Origin of the sequence: Nocardioides sp. CER19 (genome assembly GCF_029846275.1) — a bacterium.
Lineage (GTDB): Bacteria > Actinomycetota > Actinomycetes > Propionibacteriales > Nocardioidaceae > Nocardioides.
The window spans coordinates 693,331-715,422 of record NZ_JARVWS010000003.1 but is presented as its reverse complement, the minus strand read 5'-3'; the positions used below and the strand labels follow the sequence as shown (position 1 = coordinate 715,422).

General features: G+C 71.1%; 19 protein-coding genes. 8 read left to right on the top strand and 11 right to left on the bottom strand.

Features of this window, described 5'->3' with window-relative positions:
• Window positions 1-250 precede the first annotated feature (250 nt).
• Window positions 251-1,117 (bottom strand): oxygenase MpaB family protein, encoded by an 867-nt coding sequence (locus QDS12_RS18880; protein WP_279881938.1) that lies wholly within the window; start codon window positions 1,115-1,117, stop codon window positions 251-253.
• Window positions 1,118-1,220: 103 nt separating this feature from the next.
• Here QDS12_RS18880 and QDS12_RS18875 point away from each other — a divergent pair, with 103 nt between their 5' ends.
• Complete coding sequence (locus QDS12_RS18875) at window positions 1,221-2,630, top strand: FAD-linked oxidase C-terminal domain-containing protein (protein WP_279881935.1); 1,410 nt, start codon at window positions 1,221-1,223, stop codon at window positions 2,628-2,630.
• Between the two features lie 99 nt (window positions 2,631-2,729).
• Here the strand turns inward: QDS12_RS18875 and QDS12_RS18870 are convergent, their stop codons facing one another.
• The 3 genes from QDS12_RS18870 to QDS12_RS18860 form a co-directional block, all read right to left on the bottom strand.
• Window positions 2,730-3,410: a carbohydrate-binding protein gene (locus tag QDS12_RS18870; RefSeq protein ID WP_279881932.1), complete on the bottom strand. Its 681-nt coding sequence runs from the start codon at window positions 3,408-3,410 to the stop codon at window positions 2,730-2,732.
• 175 nt (window positions 3,411-3,585) lie between these two features.
• Window positions 3,586-5,736 carry a glycoside hydrolase family 3 C-terminal domain-containing protein gene (locus QDS12_RS18865; RefSeq protein ID WP_279881929.1) on the bottom strand — a complete coding sequence of 717 codons (2,151 nt, stop codon included), beginning with the start codon at window positions 5,734-5,736 and terminating at the stop codon, window positions 3,586-3,588.
• Window positions 5,737-5,877: 141 nt separating this feature from the next.
• Window positions 5,878-6,888: a LacI family DNA-binding transcriptional regulator gene (locus QDS12_RS18860; protein ID WP_279881926.1), complete on the bottom strand. Its 1,011-nt coding sequence runs from the start codon at window positions 6,886-6,888 to the stop codon at window positions 5,878-5,880.
• A 107-nt stretch (window positions 6,889-6,995) separates the two neighbouring features.
• Here QDS12_RS18860 and QDS12_RS18855 point away from each other — a divergent pair, with 107 nt between their 5' ends.
• Window positions 6,996-7,577, top strand: a complete 582-nt coding sequence (locus QDS12_RS18855; protein ID WP_279881924.1) for an N-acetyltransferase — start codon at window positions 6,996-6,998, stop codon at window positions 7,575-7,577.
• A 78-nt stretch (window positions 7,578-7,655) separates the two neighbouring features.
• On the opposite strand, the gene QDS12_RS18850 is transcribed toward QDS12_RS18855, so the two are convergent.
• Window positions 7,656-8,351: an alpha/beta hydrolase gene (locus tag QDS12_RS18850; protein ID WP_279881921.1), complete on the bottom strand. Its 696-nt coding sequence runs from the start codon at window positions 8,349-8,351 to the stop codon at window positions 7,656-7,658.
• Window positions 8,352-8,972: 621 nt separating this feature from the next.
• Complete coding sequence (locus tag QDS12_RS18845; protein WP_279881918.1) at window positions 8,973-9,515, bottom strand: TetR-like C-terminal domain-containing protein; 543 nt, start codon at window positions 9,513-9,515, stop codon at window positions 8,973-8,975.
• Window positions 9,516-9,596: 81 nt separating this feature from the next.
• On the opposite strand from QDS12_RS18845, the gene QDS12_RS18840 reads away from it, so the two are divergent.
• The gene (locus QDS12_RS18840) at window positions 9,597-10,082 is read left to right on the top strand and encodes an FBP domain-containing protein (RefSeq protein WP_279881915.1); all 486 of its coding nucleotides are present in this window, start codon (window positions 9,597-9,599) and stop codon (window positions 10,080-10,082) included.
• Between the two features lie 46 nt (window positions 10,083-10,128).
• On the opposite strand, the gene QDS12_RS18835 is transcribed toward QDS12_RS18840, so the two are convergent.
• Window positions 10,129-10,425 carry an EthD family reductase gene (locus tag QDS12_RS18835; protein ID WP_279881912.1) on the bottom strand — a complete coding sequence of 99 codons (297 nt, stop codon included), beginning with the start codon at window positions 10,423-10,425 and terminating at the stop codon, window positions 10,129-10,131.
• A 35-nt stretch (window positions 10,426-10,460) separates the two neighbouring features.
• Window positions 10,461-11,165, bottom strand: coding sequence for a hypothetical protein (locus tag QDS12_RS18830; protein WP_279881909.1), 705 nt, complete (start codon window positions 11,163-11,165; stop codon window positions 10,461-10,463).
• 526 nt (window positions 11,166-11,691) lie between these two features.
• On the opposite strand from QDS12_RS18830, the gene QDS12_RS18825 reads away from it, so the two are divergent.
• The 3 genes from QDS12_RS18825 to QDS12_RS18815 all read left to right on the top strand — a co-directional run bounded on the left by QDS12_RS18825 (window position 11,692) and on the right by QDS12_RS18815 (window position 16,384).
• Complete coding sequence (locus QDS12_RS18825) at window positions 11,692-14,247, top strand: alpha-L-rhamnosidase (protein ID WP_279881906.1); 2,556 nt, start codon at window positions 11,692-11,694, stop codon at window positions 14,245-14,247.
• A gap of 104 nt (window positions 14,248-14,351) precedes the next feature.
• On the top strand, window positions 14,352-14,942 hold the full coding sequence (locus QDS12_RS18820; RefSeq protein ID WP_279881903.1) for a TetR/AcrR family transcriptional regulator: 591 nt from the start codon (window positions 14,352-14,354) through the stop codon (window positions 14,940-14,942).
• A 71-nt stretch (window positions 14,943-15,013) separates the two neighbouring features.
• Complete coding sequence (locus QDS12_RS18815) at window positions 15,014-16,384, top strand: glucose-6-phosphate dehydrogenase (protein ID WP_279881901.1); 1,371 nt, start codon at window positions 15,014-15,016, stop codon at window positions 16,382-16,384.
• Window positions 16,385-16,537: 153 nt separating this feature from the next.
• On the opposite strand, the gene QDS12_RS18810 is transcribed toward QDS12_RS18815, so the two are convergent.
• The 3 genes from QDS12_RS18810 to QDS12_RS18800 all read right to left on the bottom strand — a co-directional run bounded on the left by QDS12_RS18810 (window position 16,538) and on the right by QDS12_RS18800 (window position 19,963).
• The gene (locus QDS12_RS18810) at window positions 16,538-18,196 is read right to left on the bottom strand and encodes a phosphodiester glycosidase family protein (protein WP_279881898.1); all 1,659 of its coding nucleotides are present in this window, start codon (window positions 18,194-18,196) and stop codon (window positions 16,538-16,540) included.
• Window positions 18,197-18,377: 181 nt separating this feature from the next.
• The gene (locus QDS12_RS18805) at window positions 18,378-19,163 is read right to left on the bottom strand and encodes an SDR family oxidoreductase (RefSeq protein ID WP_279882215.1); all 786 of its coding nucleotides are present in this window, start codon (window positions 19,161-19,163) and stop codon (window positions 18,378-18,380) included.
• 2 nt (window positions 19,164-19,165) lie between these two features.
• A complete protein-coding gene (locus QDS12_RS18800) occupies window positions 19,166-19,963 on the bottom strand; it encodes an alpha/beta fold hydrolase (protein ID WP_279881895.1) in 798 nt (265 codons plus the stop codon).
• Between the two features lie 198 nt (window positions 19,964-20,161).
• Between QDS12_RS18800 and QDS12_RS18795 the strand changes: the two genes are divergently transcribed.
• Together QDS12_RS18795 and QDS12_RS18790 are read left to right on the top strand one after the other, a co-directional pair.
• Window positions 20,162-20,713 (top strand): helix-turn-helix domain containing protein, encoded by a 552-nt coding sequence (locus QDS12_RS18795; protein WP_279882213.1) that lies wholly within the window; start codon window positions 20,162-20,164, stop codon window positions 20,711-20,713.
• Window positions 20,714-21,105: 392 nt separating this feature from the next.
• Complete coding sequence (locus QDS12_RS18790; RefSeq protein WP_279881892.1) at window positions 21,106-22,083, top strand: zinc-binding dehydrogenase; 978 nt, start codon at window positions 21,106-21,108, stop codon at window positions 22,081-22,083.
• Window positions 22,084-22,092: the final 9 nt, after the last annotated feature.

Sequence of the window (22,092 nt, the reverse complement as noted above, 5' to 3'; positions counted from 1 at the left end):
GTCTGACGACGTACGTCGCCCCCACCGGCGCTCGCTGGCGGGGGCGATGTGCGGGTGGGTGCCGGTGCGGGGCGGCGGTTGCGGCTGAGCGGTGAGTGGTCAACCGTCTGTTGTGGCTGCGGGGGTCATGGCTCACCGCTGGGCGGCAGCCCGCGGCGCGGGCTGACACGGCATCGGAAACAGATGGGCGGGGGCGACGAGAACCCGTCGCGAGATCGACCAACCCGTCGTCTTTTGGGGTTGCCCCAGGTCAGGCCGTGCTGCTCGGCACCGGTCGACTCATCGCCCATCGAATCGTGCCGGTCGCGCACGTGCCGAGCGCGCGGACGACGGTCCGCTCGGCGACCGGGAGCCACGGCAGCCCCAGCGGTCGGCGGCTCCAGCGCGGCATCAACCCGATCGCCGCAGACACGAGGACGCCGTACGGGACGCGTGCCGCCGCCGGAAGGGGCGGCCGCCACAGGAGGTAGCCGGTCGCCTCGCGCGCCTCGGGGGTGGCGCGCAGCTCGGGTCGGTACGACGCCAGCAGCTGCCGCAGCTCGCGCTCGGTCGTCGGCGGTTCGATGACACCGAGCCGCCGGGCGATCTCGGCCGTCTGGGCGACGTACTCATCGCGGCCGGCGGCGTCGAGAGGGCGCTTGCCGTAGGCCTGGTGCGCGACCAGGAAGCTGTCGATCTCGGCGGCGTGCACCCAGGCCAGCAGGTGCGGGTCGGTCGCAGTGTAGGGAGTGCCGTCGGGCATGGTGCCGTTGACGTGCTCGTGGATGCGCCGCACCAGGGCGACGGCCTCCTCGGCGTCGTCGGCGTGGCCGAACGTGGTCACGGCGATGAACCGGCTGGTGCGCGCCAGCCGCCCCCACATGTCGCCGCGGTAGCCACTGTGCTCGGAGACGCCGCGCATCGCCGCCGGGTGCAGCGACTGCAGCAACAGGGCGCGGATGCCGCCGATGAACATCGACGCGTCCCCGTGCACCCGGGTGATCGGGCTGCCCGGCTCGAACCACCGCGGACCCGGGCGATGGTGGATGCGCTGGTGCTCGCGGTCGCTGTCCGGCCCCGCCACGCGCTGCAGGATCGCGGTCGCGAGGCTCGTCCTGACCTGCTCCACGAGCGCCATGGCCCGAGCGTACGTCGGCGCGCCGGCGCGGCCCCGGCCCCGGACACGCGCCCGCCACGGCGTTTGGTTGGATCGGGAGCATGACGCCGCTCGGAGACCTGTCATGACCGCTGCCACCGACGCCGCCGAGCCGCTCGTCGACGCGCTGCACGGCGCGGTGACCGGCAAGGTCATCGTCGACCCGGTGAGCACCGAGCGGCTCAGCCACGACCGGGCCGACTGGGCGCCGATCGGGACCCCGGCCGCCGTCGTCGTCGCCGAGTCGGCCGAGGACGTACGCCGGGTGGTGCGGCTGTGCTTCGAGCGCGGCGTGCCCGTCGTGGCGCGGGGCGCGGGGACCGGGCTGTCGGGTGGCGCCAACGCCGTCGACGGCTGCGTCGTGGTCAGCCTCGAGCGGATGGACAAGGTGCTGCACGTCGACCCGGTCGAGCGCCTCGCCGTCGTCCAGCCCGGCGTCGTCAACGACCACCTGCGTGCGCGGGTGGCCGAGGACGGGTTGTGGTACCCGCCCGACCCGGCCAGCTCGCCCTGGTCGACCATCGGCGGCAACGTCGCGACCAACGCGGGCGGGCTGTGCTGCGTGAAGTACGGCGTGACCCGCGACTACGTCCTCGAGCTCGAGGTCGTCACCGGCAGCGGGGAGCTGGTCCGGCTCGGCCGGCGTACCGCGAAGGGCGTCGCCGGCTACGACCTGGTCAGCCTGATGGTCGGCTCCGAGGGCACGCTGGGCATCGTCACCGAGGTGACAGTGCGGCTGCGGCCGCTCCCCGCACCACGTCACACCGTCGCCGCCTTCTTCGACTCGGTCGTCGCCGCCGGCGACGCAGTCCGCCTCGTCGCCGAGCGCGGTCTCACGCCGGCCGTGTTCGAGCTCGTGGACCGGCACTGCCTCGAGGCGGTCGACGCGTGGAAGAACATGGGGCTCGCCGTGGACGCCAACGCGGTCCTCCTCGCCCAGGTCGACGAGCAGGGCTCGGCCGGCGAGCAGGCGGCCGACGGACTGCTCGCGGCGTTCGAGGACTCCGGCGCGAGCTGGGCCGGCCGGTCGGCCGACCAGGCCGAGGCGGAGGCCCTGTTCGCGGCGCGTCGGCTGGCCTACCCGGCGCTCGAGCGGCTCGGCCCGGTCCTCACCGAGGACGTGTGCGTGCCGAAGCAGGCCGTCACCCAGATGCTCGGCCGCATCGACGAGATCGCCGGCCGCCACGACATCCGGATCGCCAACATCGCCCACGTCGGCGACGGCAACCTGCACCCGCTCCTCATCGTCCCGACCGACGACGCGGCGGCGCCGCGGCGCGCCCAGGCGGCGTTCGACGAGATCCTCGCCGCGGCCCTCGCGCTCGCCGGTACCGTCACCGGCGAGCACGGCGTCGGCCTCCTCAAGCGTGGCGGCCTCAGCCAGGAGCTCTCGCCCGCGGTCCTCGACATGCACCGCGCGGTGAAGCGGGCCCTCGACCCGGCCGGCATCCTCAACCCCGGCAAGGTCTTCGAGACGGCCCCCGCCGCTGGTTGAGGTTCGAGCACCGCGAGCCTCGAAACCGAGGCGCCCAGACAGGCGTTCGCCCCTCCCGCACTGCTTCCAGCGCGGGAGGGGCGAGGTCGCCGACCTGGCTCAGGAGAGGGAGAAGGACGCCAGGCGGACGTCGTTGCCGAGCACCAGGTAGACGCTGTGCCGGCCACCGACATGGGCGAGCGGAGCGCTCACCGAGGTGTAGGTGTACTTGTCAGTGGTCGCCGGGACGTCGGCCGTCCCGAGCAGCCGGCCCGTGGGGGAGTCCAGCCGCACCTCGACCGTCGAGGCGGCGCCGGACGAGTTGGCCACTCGGGCGGTGAATGCCCGGGGGACGCGCAGCTGCGCGTCGGCGTACTTCACCCACTGGCCCGCCGCCGTCGCCCCCACCGCGGTGCCGCCGGTCTTCGACTCGTCGACCAGCGTGGTGCCGGAGTAGTCGTCGAAGTTCTGGGCCTGCGTCGTGCGGGAGAGGTCACGCGCCGGGATGATCTCGCCGCGCACGTTCACCGCCGCCGACTGCCGGATGGCGGTCGCCGACTCGCCGACCAGCAGGTCGTACGTCGACCGCTCGACGACCCACTTGCTCCGGGTGACGTCCCAGTGCGCCAGCTTGCTCGCCGGGAGCGCGAAGTGGACGACCGTCGAGCCTCCTGCCGCCAGGTGGACCCGCTGGAACGCCTGCAGGCGCTGGATCGGCTGCTGGTCGCGCGACGTGCGCTGGTGGGAGTAGAGCTGCACCACGTCGCCGCCGGCGCGCGTGCCCGTGTTGGTGACGCGCACCGAGACGTCGATCGTCCCGTTCTTCGCGACGGAGTGGTCGGCGCTGAGCTGCGAGTAGCGGAAGCTCGTGTAGGAGAGCCCGTGGCCGAAGGGGTAGAGCTCCCCACCCTGGTGGTAGAGGTAGGTCGCGCCGGTCTTGGCGATGTCGTAGTCGAGGATGCTCGGCAGCTGCGTGTCATCCGTCGTACCACGTCTGGGTCAGGTGACCGGACGGGTTGACGTCGCCGAACAGCACGTCGGCGATGGCATGGCCGGTCTCCTGACCCGCGTGCGTGGTCCACACGATGGCCGGCACGTGCTGCTGCTCCCAGGTGATGGTGTCCGGATAGCTCGTCTGCAGCACGAGCACGGTGTTCGGGTTGGCCGCCTGCACCGCCTTGACCAGCGCCTCCTGCCCCTCGGCGAGCGCCGTGCTGGTGCGGTCGTCGGCCTCGCGGCCGTTGATGAACGGCATGCTGCCGACCACGAGCACAGCGGTCTGCGCCTTCTTGGCGGCGGCGACGGCCTGGTCGATGCCGCTGCTGATCGTGTCCTTGCTGAAGTGGGCGGCCTTGGCGGCGGTGTCGGCCCCGACCACCAGCTTGCCGCCGGCACCGATCGTCACGTAGGTGTTCTTGCCGAACCAGCTCTCGTGCGTCTCGTTGCCCGCGTAGTGGAGGACATAGCTGCCGTCGGGCTGCCGCTCGAGCTTGAACTGCTGCTGGACGTACCAGCCGTTCGGCTGGGCGTCGTGCGTGACGAACCCGCCGCCGCCGGAGCCGACGACGTTGCCGTTGCCGGCGTTGCGCAGCGTGACGATGCCCTGGCCCCAGTCGAAGACGTCGAACTGGGCGTTGGCGTCGGGCTGGGCGGCGGTCGCGCTCACCGTGTTGCTCGTGCCGGTCCCGGTCGCGGTGACGTACTTGCCGGTGGCGACGTCCTTGAGCGCGATCCGGTCGACGCCCTCGGTACCGGTGACGTTCGCACCGCTGCCGAGCCGCTCCTTGATCCCCTGCAGCGCCGTCACCTTGTAGGGCAGGTTGCCGCCGTACCAGTCGCTGTAGACGGAGTCCTCGAGCTGGCCGATGACCGCGACGCTCTTGGTGCTGCTGGCGTTGAGCGGGAGGGCGTTCTTCTGGTTCTTGAGCAGGACCATCGCCTCGCCGGCCGTCTTGCGGGCCAGCCGCTGGTTGGCCGGGGTGTTGACCGCGTCGGCGCCGATCTTCCCGTACGGGCCGCCGTCGGGGTCGAACTCGCCGAGGCGGAAGCGGATCGAGAGCGCGTCCCGGTCCACACGGTCGATGGTGGCCTGGTCGATGAAGCCCTGCGCGAGGGCCGCCTTGACGTCGGCGATCATCGTGGCCGGCTTGTTGTCGTCCGCGACGTAGGAGTCGATGCCGGCCTTGAACATCGCGCCGTCCGCCTCGGGTGCGGTCGCGTAGTAGTGCTCCGAGCCGGTCAGGTTGTGCGGCGCGAAGGCGTCGCTGACGTTGAAGAGTGTCTTGCTGGACCAGTGGCGGATCTCGTTGAGGAGCGGGCTGACCGTGTTGGGCCGGCCGTTGACCAGGTTGTAGGAGGCCATCACGCCGGTGGCGGCGTCGGCTCGCAGCGTCGGCTCGAACGCCTGCTCGTCGTACTCGTGGAGGGTGCGGGGCGTGAGGTTGGAGGACGACGTGTCCCGGTTGACCTCGTTGTTGTAGGCCAGGAAGTGCTTCAGTGTCGGCGCCGCCTTGAGGTACGTCGGGTCGTCGCCCTGGATTCCGGAGCCGTACGCCGTCGCGATCTCGCTCGTCAGGGTCGGGTCCTCGGAGTAGCCCTCTTCGTTGCGGCCCCAGCGCGGGTCGCGCAGCAGGTTGACGACCGGTGCCCAGAGGTTGAGCCCGAAGACGTCGGGGTTCTTGGCGTGCATCCCACGTGCCTCGTCGCCGACGGCGGAGCCGACCTGCTCGATGAGGGCGGGGTCCCAGGTGCTGGCGAGGCCGACCGCCTGCGGGAAGGCGGTGGCGGTCGCGGTGACGACGCTGTTGTCCTGATAGCTGTTGGACCACGCCACACCGTGCAGGGCCTCGGTGCCGGCCTTGAAGAGACCGATGCACAGCCGGGGGATCGGCTGCTGGTACTGGTGCATCAGGCCGATCTTCTCGTCGAGCGTCAGCCGGCCCATCAGGTCGTCGAGCCGCGCCTGCATGCTCCGCGAGGTGTCGCGGAACGGAAGGCTGTTGCAGGTCGACGGGTCCGGGTCGGCGGCGACCGAGGTGGCCGTCGGGGCGAGAGCCGTGGCCCCGGCGGCAAGGGCAGCGGCGACGACGCCGAGGCGGCGTAGACGGCGGTGATGGCGTGCGGACATGAGGGCGCATCCTCCCGAGAATCGAAGCGCTTCGACGATGTGGCACACGTGACCGCAGTCACAACGTCGCGGATGGGGAGATGTTCGCCCGCCACCGGCGGCCGTGTCAACGGTGATCGGTGGCCAATTCGGCGAAGCGCTTCAACGCGCCTTGAGATCAGGCGTCGTGTCGCGGACGGTGAGGTCGGGGGCGAGCAGCCGGGTCTCGGCGGAGTTCTTGCCGGGCAGTCGGCTCATGACCATGTCGACGGCAGCCGTGCCGAGCTCGTCGGCGGGGATCGCGATGTTGGTGTAGTCGATGCCGTGGCTCGAAGCCATGTCGTCGGGGCAGATCGCCACGACGGCGACGTCGTCGGGCAGCCGGCGCTCACGCTCGAGGAGGACCTCGCGCAGCGCCGGCAGCACCGACTCGTTGTGCACGATCAGGGCCGTCAGGCCGGGCTGCTCGTCGAGCAGCTGGGTGACACTCGCACGGAGTCCGGCCATCGACGACTCGCAGGGCGCGACGGAGAGCGTGACGTCGTGCTCGGCGGCGGCGGTGTGGAGGCCGGTGAGCAGCCGCTCGGCGTAACCGGTGCCGCGCTCGTAGACCTTGGGCGGCTGACCGATGAAGCCGATCCTGCGGTGTCCGAGCTCGGCGAGGTGTTCGATGGCCCGACTGCCGGCTGCCGCGAAGTCGAGGTCGACCGCGCTCAGCCCGGTGGACCGCTCGGGGACGCCGATGAGCACCGCAGGCGTGTCGAGGCTGCGCAGCGCCGTCAGGCGCGGGTCCTTGGCCTGGACGTCCATGACGATGAGGGCGTCGACCAGGGCGGAGGCGGCCACGCGACGCAGACCGTCGACACCCTCGTCCTGGGTCAGCAGCAGGACGTCGTGGTCGTGCGACCGCGCCCTCGTCACGACCGCGGCGACGAACTCCATGACGACCGGCACGTTCTGGCCGGCGCGGAGGGGCACAACGAGGCCGATGATGTTGGTGCGTGCGCTGGCCAGCGCCCGGGCTCCGGCGTTGGGACGGTAGTCCATCTCCCGGATCGCGCGGTGCACCCGATCGGCCGTCTCCTTCGAGATCGTCCGCTTGCCGCTGAGCACGTAGGACACCGTGCTCGCGGAGACGCCGGCCGCCTTCGCGACGTCTGCGATGTTGGCCATCCCACCTCCGGTCGAAGCGCTTCGCTGCCTGAGTGCTGGGAGTCTAGTGGCCGCGCCACCGGCCCAATTCCGATGCGCGCCGGGGAGCGGCCGCCTAGCGTCGCCTCGTGGAGATCCGAGAGGCGACGTACGCCGACCTGCCCGCCGTCGAGGCGGTCGTGGCCGCGGCGTTCGACGAGGAGCTCGACGGCCGGACCGTCCTGATGATGCGTGCCCTCGCGGCCACGGGCGCCGAGCGCGCCAGCCTGGTCGCGGTGGAGGGCGACGAGGTCGTCGGGCACGTCGGCCTGTCCCGGGGGTGGGTGGACGCGCGCCGGGAGCTGGTCGAGGTCCTGGTGCTCTCGCCGCTGTCGGTGAGCCCTGACCGGCAGGGCGGCGGCATCGGTACGGCGCTGGTCGACGCTGCGCTGCGGAGCGCCGCCGAGCGGGGAGCGCCGGCGGTCTTCCTCGAGGGCGCCTGGTCCTACTACGGCGCCCGGGGATTCAGCCCGGGCGCGTCGCTCGGCTTCGAGCGCCCCTCGACACGGATCCCGGAGCGGGCCTTCCAGGTCGCGCTGCTGCCCGCGCACGAGCCGTGGATGACCGGCCGCCTGGTCTACTCGGAGGCGTTCTGGGCGACCGACACCGTCGGGCTCCGGGATCCGCTGCTCGCCCGTGTCGAGGAGCGCTCGGCACGCGAGCTGCCGTAGGTACGCGTTCGCAGACGGCGACCGCGCCGGTGAGCCCGACGCGGCCGCCGCTCCATCCTCCGGCGCAGACGAGGATGGTCATCCGGTGACGCCAGCCACCGCCGCTTCGATCAGCGCGACGACCTCCTCCGGGTGGGACACCATCGCGACGTGGCTCGACTCGATCTCGATCGTCTTGGCGCCCATGCGCTCGGCGAACGAACGCTCCGCGTCCGGCGGGATCGCCTCGTCCTGCGCGGCGACCAGGTACCAGGTGGGGAGGCCGCGCCACGCCGGCACGCCCATCACGTCGGTGAACGCCGACAGCGCGATGGGCTGCTGGACGGCGTACATGATCCGGGCCTGGGCCGGGTCGACGTCGGCTGCGAAGTGCCCGACGAAGTCGTCCTCCGGGAGCCAGCCGAAGCCCTCCTCGTCCGGTGTGAGGTGGGCCAGGGCCGCGCTCGGCGGACCGCTGCCGAGCAGGGCGCCGATCGACTCGCCCTCGTCGAGCCCGAAGGCGGCGACGTAGACGAGACCGGCGACGTTGGGCGCGTCGGTGCCGAGGGCGGTCATGATCTGGCCGCCGTAGGAGTGCCCGGCCACGATCGTCGGGCCGGTCTGTCGGTTGAGGACCTCGCGCAGGCGCGCCACGTCGGCGGCCAGGGAGGACTCGGGGAACTGCGGGGCGGTGACGTCGTACCCGCGCTCATGGAGCCGTCCGATGACGGAGCTCCAGCAGGAGCCGTCGGCCCAGGCGCCGTGGACGAGGACGATGTGGGGGAGGTCGCTCATCGGTTTCCCATCTCGAGGGGGTGGCGCCCGCGGCGGGCACCGTCTTCGACGCTAGCGGCGGTGGACACGCTCCCACGAGCCCCACATTTGGGGACGCTCGGTGAACCGTCGCCTCGATCTCGGTCGGTCCGAGACGAAGCGCCCCCGCACATCGGCCTCAACGGCCGATGACCTCGATGACGTACGCGTCGGGTCCGACGGCCGATCCTCGTCGTGACGCGCCGAATGCCGAGCCACGGCGCCAGGTCCCCGTCACGATGCCCGTTCCGGAAGCTGTGCCGCTAGCTGCCCAGCGTTTCGGCGGCACGCGTGGAACGTCGAGCTCGGCGCCTCCGCGTGTCCCGGGCCACGACGACGGCACTCACGCTCGCCGCGAATGCCTGCTCCGGGGTGCCGAGTCCGAAACCGCCCGCGAGCAGGCTCATCACCAACAGGACGGCGCACGTGAGAACGAGCCAGAGGACCAGCGACCGGAGCACGCGTGAACCGTAACTGCTGAAGACGCTCCGCCGACGTCGGATCGCCCGGCCGTGACCCCGCCCTCCTTGCGGCGCGTGGAGGCGCCTCCGGCGAGCGCGACTCGAGGCAGATCCGGTCGCTCCATCGATCGTGTCCCAGGCCTCAGCGTGTCAACGTCCGGTCGAGCGCCGCGAGCGCGTAGTCCCAGGAGTCGTCGCTCGGTGGGTCGCTGTGCGCGAAGCCGCCGCCCAGCTCCAAGGAGACGAAGCCGTGCACCACGCTGCCGATGAGCCGCACCGCATGCACCGTGTCGCCCTCCGCGACGGGGTAGTGGTCCAGGACGTTGCGCAGCAGGTCGGCGTGTCGTCGTCCCGCCCCCAGCGCGGCGACGGCCGCATCCGTACCGGACGACGGCACCGCCTGCCGGGTCGCGGCGTAACGGCCGGGGTGCCGTCGGGCGAACTCGCGCCACGCGTCGGCGAGCGCCGCGAGTGCCGTGCGTCCCGACAGCGACGCGATGGCCGCGGTCGCGAGATCCGCCGCCTCGTCGAGCGCCAGGGCGGTCACCCGCAGACGTAGATCAGCGTTGCCGTCGACATAGGTGTAGAGGCTCGGGGTCTTGACCTCGAGACGCCGGGCCAGGGAGGACACCGTCAGTGTCTCCAAGCCGTCGTCGTCGGCCAGGTCTGCGCCCGCGCGCGTCACGACCTCGACACTCAAGCCGGCACGGCCCATGACGATCCCTCCCATTTGCCTAACACCATTAGGCAGCCTATCGTCGCAGACATGTCGCCGTTGTCCGAGTCGCAGGTACGCAGATCCTTCGTGAACCTGACGGCGGGGGAGGCCAAGCGCGCCAACCTTCCGGGCGACCTGGCGACCAGGTCCTGGGATCAGCTCGACTACCTCGGCTGGCGGGACCCCAAGTCGCCGCAGCGCGCCTATCTCGTCGTCGAGCGCGCCGCAGGCGTCTGCGGCGTGGGACTGAGGCGATCGACGCAGCCCGCTGGGCCTCGCAAGACGATGTGCTCGCTCTGCCTCACGGTCGGCGACGTCGCACTCATGGTGGCGCCGCGCGCCGGCCGATCAGGGCTGGCCGGGAACTCGGTCGGCACCTACATCTGCGCCGATCTCGTCTGCTCCCTGTATGCCCGCGACCTGCTTCGCACCGGCGATGCCATCGCCTACGAGACGCTGGGGGTCGAGCAGAAGGTCGCGCGGCTCAGGGCCAACCTGGACGCGTTCATCGGCCGCGTGGTCGGCCCTCGCTGAACGCGGCAGGCCCCCCAACGCTTCCAGACGCCGTCGAGCGGCTCCGTCAGAGTCGGTCGTCGACCTCGCCGTGGAACGTCCGGTACGTCGCGCCGCAGCCCTGGGCGTGCTCGGCGGTCGCGGCCCGCTCCGGGGTGCCGGCCGACGCCTTGAAGGCGGCCTCGTCGTCCCACCACAGCTCCGCGACGAGGTACGGCGTGCCGTCGCCGCCCTTCGGGTGGCTCAGCGTGAACCGGGCGAGACCGGGGATCTGCTGCACGAGCGCGACGTGCTCGTCGGTGTAGCGGGTCTCGAACGCGGCCACGTCGGCGGGGGCGTCGTACTCGACGGTCAAGCGGTACACGGGACCTCCACGGGCCGGGATGTGACCCGCTCACGCTAGCGGACCCCGCCGAGATCGCCGGGCCTACTGGTCCGCCGGTCAGACACGGCACCCGAGAGCGACATCACGCGCTCCGTGGCGGCCGGAATCCACAGCGTCGCCGCAGCCAGCAACAGCAACGGCGCCGTGACGGCCTCTGACCAGGGTGCCGTGTCGTAGGAGCTGTAGCTGGCGGCCGCGGGTCCGAGGATCAGCAGCGTGGGTAGAGGCGTCGCGCCTGCGACCAGGAGCGCAGACGCGAGGTCGCCACGCGACCTCCCACCCGGTTGTCGGAGCAACTGCGCACCAGCCCACATCGTCAGCGCGAACGGCCAGGCCAGCAGCCAGACCGCCACCGCCCACGGGAGGAACGGCACTCCGACAACGTGTCCGGCCCGCCCGGACAGGAACGTCTGCGCTCTCACGAGCGCGAGGCTCGCCGCGGGCACGAGGGCGACGAGCGATCGCAGCACCCGGTGCGACGGGGGCACGAGGGCCAGGGGGAGGAGGAGCGCTGCGCCGGCCAGCAGGATGAGCCCGATGCCACCGAGCTCGGCGGCGCCCCCGACCGGGGTCCACGGATCCGACGGCACCAGGTAGTCGTACTCGTGGTCCTGCAGCCGCACGCAGCGGGCCACGTCGAACCGCCCCCGATGGCAGGCGGGCCACCACCGCTGCCACGCCGCCGCGAACGTCGCCGAGGCGGACGCGGTCAGCAGCAAGGATGCACCCAGCCTCGCCGGTGTGTGGACCACGTCCCGACCGAACCACCGAGGTCGTGGACGTGGTGAGGCCCGGACGGCGGATCTACCCGAAACCGGTCAGCTCCGCGGGAGCGGGCCGCGGCCGCCGGGGGCGCGCGGGGGCCCGAATTCCAATCATTGACAGGTATGTGACGCACGCCATACGCTCGGTGTACCAGGTCGTTGAATCGTTTCAATTCGGCGTGGATCCACGGTGTCGGGTCGCGGCACGTGGAACTCGGGCGTCGTCGGCATCGCCGGCGCGGCAGGAAGTGAGCATCACGTGCGCTCTCTCGGACCGGCGTTGGTCGCCGGAATCGCAAGTGTTTCGCTGCTCGGGGCGGGCCTGATCGCGCCCTCGAACGCACAGGCGACGGGCGGGGCGCCTCGCGCGACCGCGCTCAGAACCGATCATCTGATCGATCCGATCGGGATCGATGACAAGGCGCCACTGCTGAGCTGGCAGACCATCGGAACGTCTCGCCAGTCGGCCTACGAGATCCGGGTGGCCGACTCGGTCGGCGATCTCCGCCGGGGGCGCATCGAGGGCACGACGGGCAGGGTGGTGTCCGGCGAACACGACAACATCGCGTTCACCGGCCTCGACCTGGAGTCGCGCCAGACCGTGGCCTGGCAGGTCCGGATCTGGGACGACCAGGGCCGGATCTCGGCGTGGAGCAGGCCGGCCACCTGGGAGATGGGCCTGATCGGTAACGACGCGTGGACTGCTCGCTGGATCGAGAACCCCCACTACGACTACACCCAGCCCGACGGCACCGAGACGCCGCTGCCGGTTTTCGGCACGTCGTTCCACGTCGACAAACCGGTCGCTCGAGCGCGGCTCTACATCACGGGCCTCGGGATGTACGCCGCCACCGTGAACGGAAAGCCCGCCGGTGAGGCCGTCCTGGAGCCCGGGCAGACCACGTACGCCGACGAGGTCGGCTACCGCACCTATGACGTCACCAGCTCCCTCGAGCGCGGTGCGAACGTCGTCGGCGTCGAGACCGGCAGCGGCACCTACCAGAGGGTCAAGACGCCCGGGCACTACTTCTTCGGCGGCGGACTGGAGAAGTACACCGTCTACGGCGAGCCGAAGGTGATCGCCCAGCTCGAGATCACCTACGCCGACGGCCGTCGTCAGGTCGTCGCCTCGGACGGGAGCTGGAAGACCGCGCTCGGGCCGACGACATACTCCTCGTGGTGGAGCGGCGAGGAGTACGACGCCCGCCGCGCCGCCACCGACCCGAGCTCGGCGGCGAGGCTGGCCGGCCACGACTGGACCAACGCCGCCCCGGCCCCACTCTCCGGCACGACGACTCCGCGCACCGACACGCCCTTGGTCGCCAACCCGCGCCCGCCTGTGACCGTCGCCGAGCGGGTCCGCCCGAAGGCGATCTCCAAGGTCGGCGACTCCTGGGTCCTCGACTTCGGCGCGAACCGGTCCGGGTGGCCCGACGTCTCCCTCGAGGTGCCGGCCGGCACCACCGTCACCATGACACCGGCCGAGCAGCTCAACCCTGACGGCACGATCAACACCGCCAGCACCGGCGCCAGCGCCACCAAGGGCGCGATCGCCTACAAGTACACCGCCGCCGGCCACCGGAGGGAGACGTGGCACCCGCAGTTCACCTACAGCGGGTTCCGCTACCTGCGCGTCGACGGCCTGGCGCAGCGGCCGAGCCGGGACACGGTGACCATGCTCGTCGTCCACGCGGCCAACCCCCGGGCGTCCTCGTTCAGCTCCTCGAGCCACGTGCTCAACGACATCCACGCCATGACGGTGCGCTCGACGGAGAGCAACATGATGTCGGTCCTGACCGACTGCCCAGACCGTGAGAAGGGCCCCTACACCGGGGACAACCTGCACAACATCGACGCCCTCCTCACCCAGTTCGACATGTCCGCCTACGAGCCGCAGCTGGTGCGCAACATGGCGACGGCGCAGCGCAAGGCCGGTGACGAGTCGCCCGGCCTCATCGCCAACATCGCCCCGGAGTTCCACCGGGTCGCGCCGGTCAAGCTCAACTACCCGCAGGGCGTGATCGAGTTCCTCGACGAGGTCAACTGGGGCGGCGCGATCATCCGGATCCCGTGGAAGCTCTACACCACCTACGGCGACACCCGCACCATGTCCCGTTACTACGACAACATGGTGAAGTGGCTGGACTACGAGGCCGCCAACCGCGCCGAGAACAACGGCGACATCCCGGGTCTCGGGGACTGGTCGGCCTCCGACAACACCACGCCGATGCAGCTCGCGATCTACGCCGGCTACTACACCGCCGCCGATGAGATGTCGAAGATCGCCGGCGTCCTCGGAAAGCAGGCCGACCAGGCGAAGTACCGCGCGCTCGCCGACGAGCTCGCCCAGACCTTCAACGCCCGGTTCCGGCACACCGACGTCACCGGGGTCTACTACGGCAGCGACAGCGAAGCATCCAACGCGATGGCTCTCGACGCCGGGCTGGTCGCCGACGCAGACCGGGAAGCGGTGACGGCGCGCTTGGTCGCCGCCGTACGCCGTAGCGGCAACCACATCACCACCGGCTCGGTCGCCCTCGGCCCCCTGTTCCGGGCACTGCAGACAGCCGGGCGTGACGACGTCGTCTACGACATGGTCACCAACAAGACGGCGCCTGGCTACGGCTACCTCGTCGCCACCGGTCACACGACCCTGTCGGAGGACTTCAGCGGTGGCGGCTCGCAGAACCACCACTTCCTCGGGCAGGTCGACAGCTGGTTCGTCAGCGGCCTCGCCGGCATCCAGCAGGCAGCCGGGTCGATCGGCTATCGCAAGCTCGTCATCAAGCCGGCATTCGTCGGTGACCTGACCGATGCCAGGGGCACCTACGAGACGCCTCAGGGCCGCGTGGCCAGCTCGTGGCACAAGTCGCGTTCCGGACACATCACTCTGCGCGTCGACGTGCCGAGCGGCACCACCGCATCGGTCGAGCTGCCCCGAGCGGCGGTCACACACGTGACCGGCGACGCGCAGCGGGCGGGCACCGCTTACACGGTCGGCGCCGGGAGCCACGTCTTCGACGTGCTCCTGCGATGACCTGACGAAGGGGCGATCGAGCTCGGCGCGGCCACCTGTGCGTGGCCCCGCCGAGTTTCCCGTCTCCACAGCGTGCCGGGACGCGCATCTTCTACGATGCCGGAATGTCAGCGCGAGGCTCGTACGCCAAGGGCGCTGCCACGCGTGAGCAGATCCTCGACGTGGCCATCGAGACGTTCGTCCGCAACGGCTACGACAAGACATCGTTCCGGGAGATCGCCCGGGAGAGCGGTCTCAGCCAGGCCGGCCTGCTCCACCACTTCAGCAGCAAGCAGGAGCTTCTCGTCGCGGTGCTGCGTCGCCGTGACCGCCGCGACCAGGATCGCTACGACGCGATCACCGACCGTCGACACACGGCCGAAGGGCTGATCGCAGCCGTTCGGCACAACGCGGAGGAGCCTGGCCTGGTCCGTCTCTTCGTCGCGATGTCCGCTGACTGCATCGACGAGGAGAGCCCGTCTGCCGAGTTCCTCGCCGACCGATACCGCTCGATCATCGGCGACGTCGCGGACGACATCGGGCGCCGGCAGGCCGACGGTGAGGTCTCGAAGCAGCTCGACGCCGAGACGGTCGCCTCACTCCTCGTCGCTGCAGCCGACGGCCTCCAATTGCAGTGGCTGACCAGTGACGCAGGCGATATCGACATGGGCGAGCGGCTTGGCCTGCTGTGGAGCCTGCTCCGCACGCTCCCCTGAAATGACGCGCCGCCAGGCAGATGCTGATCGTCCGCGCTCCACTCCGGGCGCGCGGTGGGTACTGAAGGCGCGTGACGACGACTCAGATCCAGACGCTGGTGGTGCTGGGCGCGGACGGAGACCTGACGGGCAGGCTGCTCTTACCGGGCCTCGCGTCCCTGCTGGGCAGTGACTGGAACGAGCGCAGGTCCATCCACCTGCTCGGTGCCGGGTTGTCGGACCTCAGTGACGAGCAGTGGCGACAGCGTGTCGAGGACGCCTTCGCGTACGGTGGCAGCGGCCCACGGGTATCGACCACGGCGCGGCGCAGCCGCTACCGGAGGTGCGACGTGACCTCGGGGGAGGAGCTGAGGTCGCTGCTGGCGGAGTGCGACGGGGCGCCCGCACTGTTCTTCGCCCTGCCGCCGGCGATCACTGCTCGTGCCTGCCAGGCGTTGCAGCTGGTCGAGCTGCCGGAGGGGACGGTGCTGGCGTTGGAGAAGCCGTTCGGCACCGACCGTGCGAAGGCTCGTGAGCTCAACGAGCTCGTCACCACCCTCGTGCCGGAGAACCAGGTGTTCCGGATCGATCACTTCCTGGGGCGCAGCGACGTCCTCAACATCCTCGGTACACGCTTCGCGAACAGGCTCCTCGAGCCGGTGTGGAACAACCAGCACGTCGAGTCCATCGAGATCGTCTACGACGAGTCGCTCGGGCTGGAGGGGCGTGCCGGCTACTACGACAAGGCGGGGGCTCTCGTCGACATGCTCCAGAGCCACCTGCTGCAGGTCATGGCTCTGCTGATGATGGACCCGGTCAGCCGGGTGGACGAGCGAGAGGTTCGCGACGCGAAGGGCGAGGTGCTGCGCGCCACGCGGCTACGAGGTACGCCGCGGGAGGCCTCGCGTCGCGCCCGCTACACGGCCGGCGTCCTCGGCAACCGCAAGCTGGCGGCGTACAGCCGCGAGCGCGGAGTCGACGCCTCCCGCCGAACGGAGACCTTGGCCGAGCTGACCGTCGAGGTCGACACCTGGCGCTGGGCCGGGGTGCCCGTCACGCTGCGATCCGGCAAGGCGCTCGGTCGACCACGCAAGGAAGCCGTGGTCACGCTCAAGGCGACCCCGCACCTGCCCGAAGGGCTCCGTGGCAACGACTCCAGGGACCAGATCACGATCGGTTTCAAGCCGGCTCGGCTGGCCCTCCACCTCGACGTCTCCGGGCCCGGTGACCCGTTCGACCTCGAGACTGCCTCCCCGGTCGCCGAGCTGGCCGATGGGGATCTCCTGGCGTACGGCGAGGTCCTGGCCGGCATTCTCGACGGTGACCCTCTCCTCGCGGTTCGGGGCGACAACGCCGAGGAGTGTTGGCGCATCGTGGAGCCGGCCGTCGACGCCTGGCGCGAGGGCAAGGTGCCGCTGGACACCTACGCCGCCGGCTCCAGCGGGCCCAGCTCCTGGAAATGATCGATCCTCCCGGCCCTGAAGGCGCACGACCTGGGATGCGCCTTCGACTCCTTCCGGCACCAGGCTGAGCACTCGGCTCAGCCCGGCCGAGCAGGATCACCGCGCCACCACGGCTCGGCTGTACACCTGCGGACCTGGCAGGGGCGTCTGAGGTCAGCGGATGACGATGGCGTCCCCGACGGGCCGCTCTCCGGTCGCATCGGAGGGGTGCGAGACGACGCCGCCGTCGACGACAGCCGCCGTCGATCCGCCACCGTCGAGGTTCATGGCGTCGACGAGACCGAGCGCCCTGGCGACGTCGGCCGTCTCGGGGATCGAGAGGCCGTCCTGGTCGAGCTGGCGGCCGTCGACGGTGACGAGGACGGTCCGGCCCTGGCGGTCGACGCCGGCGAAGGTGCGTGGGTTGCGCTGCAGCACCCATCCGTAGGCGAACGACGGATCACCGGGGTGCACCATCCCGTCCGCGGCCTGGGTGATCCGCTCGCGGCCATGGGCGAGCAGCAGCGGCCCGCCGTTGACGACGGAGACGCCGGGTCGGTCGAGCCGGCGTCCCGTTCCCGAGTACAGGTGCGTGCGCGGGTCGAGCCGGTCGCCGACTGCGAGGCCGGCGAGCTCGGGGACCCGGTCGCCGGTGGCCTGGAGCGATCGCTGGCCGGGCTTCAGCGCGATGCCGCGCACGTCAGCGATCGCCACCACGCGCCCGCGCCGGTCCGTCACGACCTCACGTCCGGGGCCGCCGGGCGTGCGCGCGCCGAACTGGGTGTCGAACGCGACCAGCTCGCCGGCGTCCGTGCAGGTGGTGTCGTGCAGCGGGTGGTCGGTCGGGGAGTCGCCGATGCCGCCGCAGTTGCGGATCAGGCCAGGGACGCGGTCGAGGCCGTCGAGCACGGCCGTGCCGCCCGCCAGACGCACCGTGCCGCGCCACACCGGGCGGGTGATCTGCGTCGAGCGGGCGTCGTCACGCAGCGCCAGCACGGGGCGGCGTCCGACCGGCTCGGAGGCCAGTCTGCCGTCGTACACCCCGGCGCCGGCGGGGTCGCCCTCGGCGCCGGCGGCAGGGTCGAGCACGAAGAATCCGGCGTTCACGGCGGCCGTCGCATGCTCGTACGCCGCCAGGGCGGACGTCGTCTCCCGCTTCTCGATGTCCGGGCCGTAGGTCGCGCGCAGGTCGCCGCGGAAGCGGTGCGGGTCGATGGTGAGAACCTCCAGCGACCAGTGACCGGCCGCTGGGTTGCCGCCGTCCCAGCCGGCGTACCAGCTGCGCGAGGTGAATCCCTGGCCGCGGAGCGTGGCGACCTGGGCGTCCGCCTCTGCCTTGGTGGCGTAGGTCGCGGCCAGGCGGACGCGGAAGCCGATCACGCCGGCGGGCACGTCGGCGGTCGCGGGCTGCTCGACGGGTTGGGTCCGGGCCGACACGCCGGCGGCGGCCAGCCGGGCCACCAGGGCGTCGGCCGAGGCCCGGTCCTGCACGGAGCGCGGGGGAGCGTCCGGGTCGGGGCTGGACTCGGACGACGGGATGCTGAACTCCACGACCCACCGCACGTCGGGACTGACCGCGCCCCGCTCGATGTGGGTCCACGTGACTCCGCGCTCGAGCGTCGTGGTCGTGCGCGTCTCGGGCAGGCCGGTTGGTCCGAGCGGCAGCCGCGAGACGCCGTGGTGGGTGGCCGTCCCGCGGGACGATGCCGCGCCGCTGGCGGGCGGCGAGGCCCCGGGGCCGAGGCTGAGGGAGGTGACGAGGCCGACGGCGGCGAGTCCGGCCGCGGCGGTCCTCGCAGAGCGGTGGTGGGACGCGTACCCGAGAAGGTCCATGTGGTCAGGCTCGTCCACGTGGGCCACGTCGGCAAGGGTGCGCGGTGGTCGATCTGCTGAAGAGGCGCCGGCGGACAGACGCACGTGGGCGGGGTCGGTCGCAGCGGCCGCGGTCCTGCCGAGTCGGCTGGGTGGGTGGGGACGGAGGTTCGCGGGATCCGCTCCGTCGAGCATGGAGGGGTCACAGAGTGGTGATCAGGCCGCCGTCGATGACGAAGTCGCTGCCGGTGATGTTCGCTGCCCGGCGACTGGCGAGGAACAGCGCGAGGTCGGCGATCTCGTTCGGGTAGGTGAAGCGGCCGGTGGCGGCCTGCGCCTCCTGCTGCCGGATGATCTCGGCGGGGTCGGCACGGTTCTCCTGGCCGACGGTTGCCGCGACGCCGTTGCTGCCGAGCCACAGGTCGGTCCGCACGGGCCCGGGACTGATCGTGTTCACACGGATCCCTGGTCCGAGTTCCTTCGACAGCGACTTGCAGAGATTGGTCAGCGCGCCCTTGGCGGCGCTGTAGTCGATGACCCCGGGATCGGGAAGGAACGCGTTGACCGAGCTGATGGTGACGATGCTGGCGCCCGGCCGGCCGACCATGTGGGGGATCGCGCTGCGCATCGTGCGGACGGCGGCCAGGAAGTTGATGGTCAGGCTCCACTCCCAGTCGTCATCGGTCAGCGCGGCGAACCCCTGGAGCCGCGGCCGGACCGCGCCGACGTTGTTCACGAGGATGTCGATGCCGCCGTACGTCGTCGCCGCCGCTGCGACGAGCTCCTCAGGGCCGGCGGCCGTCGTGAGGTCGACCGAGACCGCGTGCACGTCGGCGGTTCGAGTCAGCTCGTCGAGCTCGCTGCTCCCTTTCAGGGCCCCGGCGACGACCGATGCGCCCTCGGCGGCGAGGGCACGCGTGATGGCGAGCCCGATGCCCTTGCTGGCCCCGGTGACGAGGGCGGTCCTGCCCGCGAGCTCGAGGTCCATGCTCACAGCCCCTGCTCCTTGAGCCACGAGAGGCAGGTGTCGGCGATCTCAGGCCAGCCTCGGTCGATGGTGAGCGAGTGCGCGCGGTCGGAGAACTCCAGGAGGTCGGTGGTCGCCGCGCTGTGGCGATACTGCTTCAGCGTGGCCTTGGTGACCGCCTCGGGGACCGTGTGGTCCTGACCGCCCATGATCAAGAGCAACGGACCTCGGCCCGCGTTGTCCGTGTCCACCTTGGCGGGGGAGTGGGGGTTGAAGTTGGCGGCCGCGGCCTCGAAGAGGGGCTTGCCGGGCGCGGGGATCGCCCATCGTTCGAAGAGCTCGTCCGACTCCTCGGACGCGATCGCGTTCCCGAAGGCGAACCGGAACTGCTCGGCGGTCAGCGAGACAGCTCGACGCCGGTTGGCGGGGTTCTTGAAGACCGGCAGCGTCGCCCTGAGCGCGGAGAGGGGAAGGGGGAGCACGCCCTTGATCTGTGCGGCGTCGATGGCGACGGCCGCAGCCGCCAGGTCCTCGCCAAGAAGGCGCTGGGCGATCATGCCGCCGAAGGAGTGCCCGATGAGGATGGGCTTCGTCGGGAGTCCCTTGATGATGTCTGCGTAGTGGGCGACGACGTCGTCGATGCCGTGATCGGCGATCGCCTCCGGGTGCGCCCGCGCCTCGAGCACCGTGTCCGGGTCGCCCGGCCACCCGGGCGCGGAGGCGACGTACCCGGCGGCGGTGAAGTGATCGATCCAGGGATTCCAGGACGTGGCATGCAGCCACAGGCCGTGGATGAACAGGACGGGCGCGTGCTCGGGCATTCGCATTCTCCGCTCGACTGGGTAGACCGACCGATCTACCTACCTGCGGGCTAACCTAGAACCGCAGTCGACGTCCTGACAAGGGTCGGGACAGCGTGAGATGGGAGCTGAACGGCGTTGAACGACCCCGCACCCGCACCTGCCCTCGGACCGTCCGCGTCAACCGGTCGGCGCCGTACCTCGGCAGCGCGGGAACGCATCCTCCTCACGGCGGACCGGCTGTTCTATGAGGAGGGCATCCACGCGGTGGGCGTCCAGCGCATCATCGCGGAGTCGTCGGTCACCCGCGTGACGCTCTATCGCCACTTCCCGTCGAAGGACGACCTCATCGCGGCCTACCTGGATCGACGCGCCACCGCCGACCACGCCCAGGTCGACGCCATCATCGACGCTCACCGCGACGACCCCCGGCGGGCGCTCTCCGAGCTCGCTGCCGTGCTCACCCGCGACGACTTCGCCGCAGTGCGGCGCGGCTGTCCCTTCATCAACGCGTCGGCGGAGTTCACCGGATCCCATGCGGCCCGCGTCCGCGCCCGAGAAATCCGTCGCTGGGTCACCGCGAGGCTCGAGGAACTGCTGCGACTTCTCGACCACCGCGACCCGCGGGCCGCGGCACAACAGCTCATGATGGTACGCACGGGCGCCGTCGTCTCGGGTGCACTCGACGACAACGGCCACCTCAACGAGGACTTCCTGCACTGCTGGGAGCAGCTGATCGACGACGGCCTGCCGTCCGAGCTGCGCCGGTGAGGGCAGCCCGACAAGAGCCACGGCGTACGTCGACCGGCGACCGGCCTCGCGCTATTCCGTCGATGAGAGCGGAGAGATCGAGTTCAGTGGGGGCGTGATACGCGGTCCGGTGAGCCCATCTCCTGTTCGGACGGTTCTGTCGCAAGTGCCCGGCAGCGGCGACCCCCGACGCATGCGGCTCGACGCCGAGGTCGATCGACGGTAGCTCCCTCGACCCGTTGGCGCCGTCCTCGGCGGTGCCCGGAGATGGGCACGCCGGTCTGGCGTTGCCCGGCGGTTGCAGGCGGCAAGCGCCACGAGCCCCACTTGATGGCCGCTTGATGGCCGCGGGCAAGATGAGGGGAGCCGTCGGGTACCGCCCCAATGTCCGGTCCGAGGAGAGAAGGCAGTTGATGCGCGCCATCGTGCACGAGTCGTTCGGGGAACCGTCCGAGGTCCTGACCGTCCAGGAGGTCCCCACCCCCGAGCCCGGGCCGCGCGAGGTGCGGGTCCGGACGTTGGCCTCTCCGATCCACAACCACGACCTGTGGACGGTCCGGGGCAGCTACGGCTACAAGCCGGAGCTGCCCGCCCGGGCCGGAACCGAGGCGGTCGGTGTCGTGGACGCAATGGGCGCGGAGGTCACCGGCCTCCAGGTCGGCCAGCGCGTGGTGACGGGCGGGACGTTCGGCGTCTGGGCCGACTACTTCGTGGCGAAGGCGGCCGCGCTGATGCCTGTGCCCGAGGGGCTCCCGGACGACACGGCCGCACAGCTGGTCGCGATGCCGTTCAGCGCGATCAGCCTGCTCGACACACTCGACCTGCAGCCCGGGGACTGGCTCGCCCAGAACGCCGCCAACGGCGCCGTCGGTCGCCTCGTGGCCCAGTTGGCGCGGGCACGTGGTGTCAACGTCCTCGGCCTCGTGCGCCGGGCTGCCGGCGTCGACGAGCTGCGGGCCCTCGGCATCGACGACGTCGTGGCGACCGACAGCGACGACTGGCGTGATCGCGTCACGCAGATCACCGGTGGCGCGCCCGTGCGCGTCGGGATCGACTCCGTCGGAGGCAGCGCCACTGGCGACCTCGTGTCCGTGCTCGCGGAGCAGGGCACGCTCGTGGTCTTCGGCGCGATGGCGTCGTCGACCATGCAGATCCCGTCCGGCGACGTGATCTTCAAGGACGTGACGGTCAAGGGCTTCTGGGGCAGCAGGGTCAGCGCGGCCATGGATGCCGACAAGCGGGCGGCGCTGATGGCCGAGCTCTACCAACGCATCACGAGCGGTTCGCTCACCCTCCCGGTCGAGGAGAGCTACTCGTTCGAGCAGGTCGCCGACGCGGCTCGAGCAAACTTCGCGCCCGGCCGGTCTGGAAAGATCCTGCTGCATCCTTAGGCACAGACC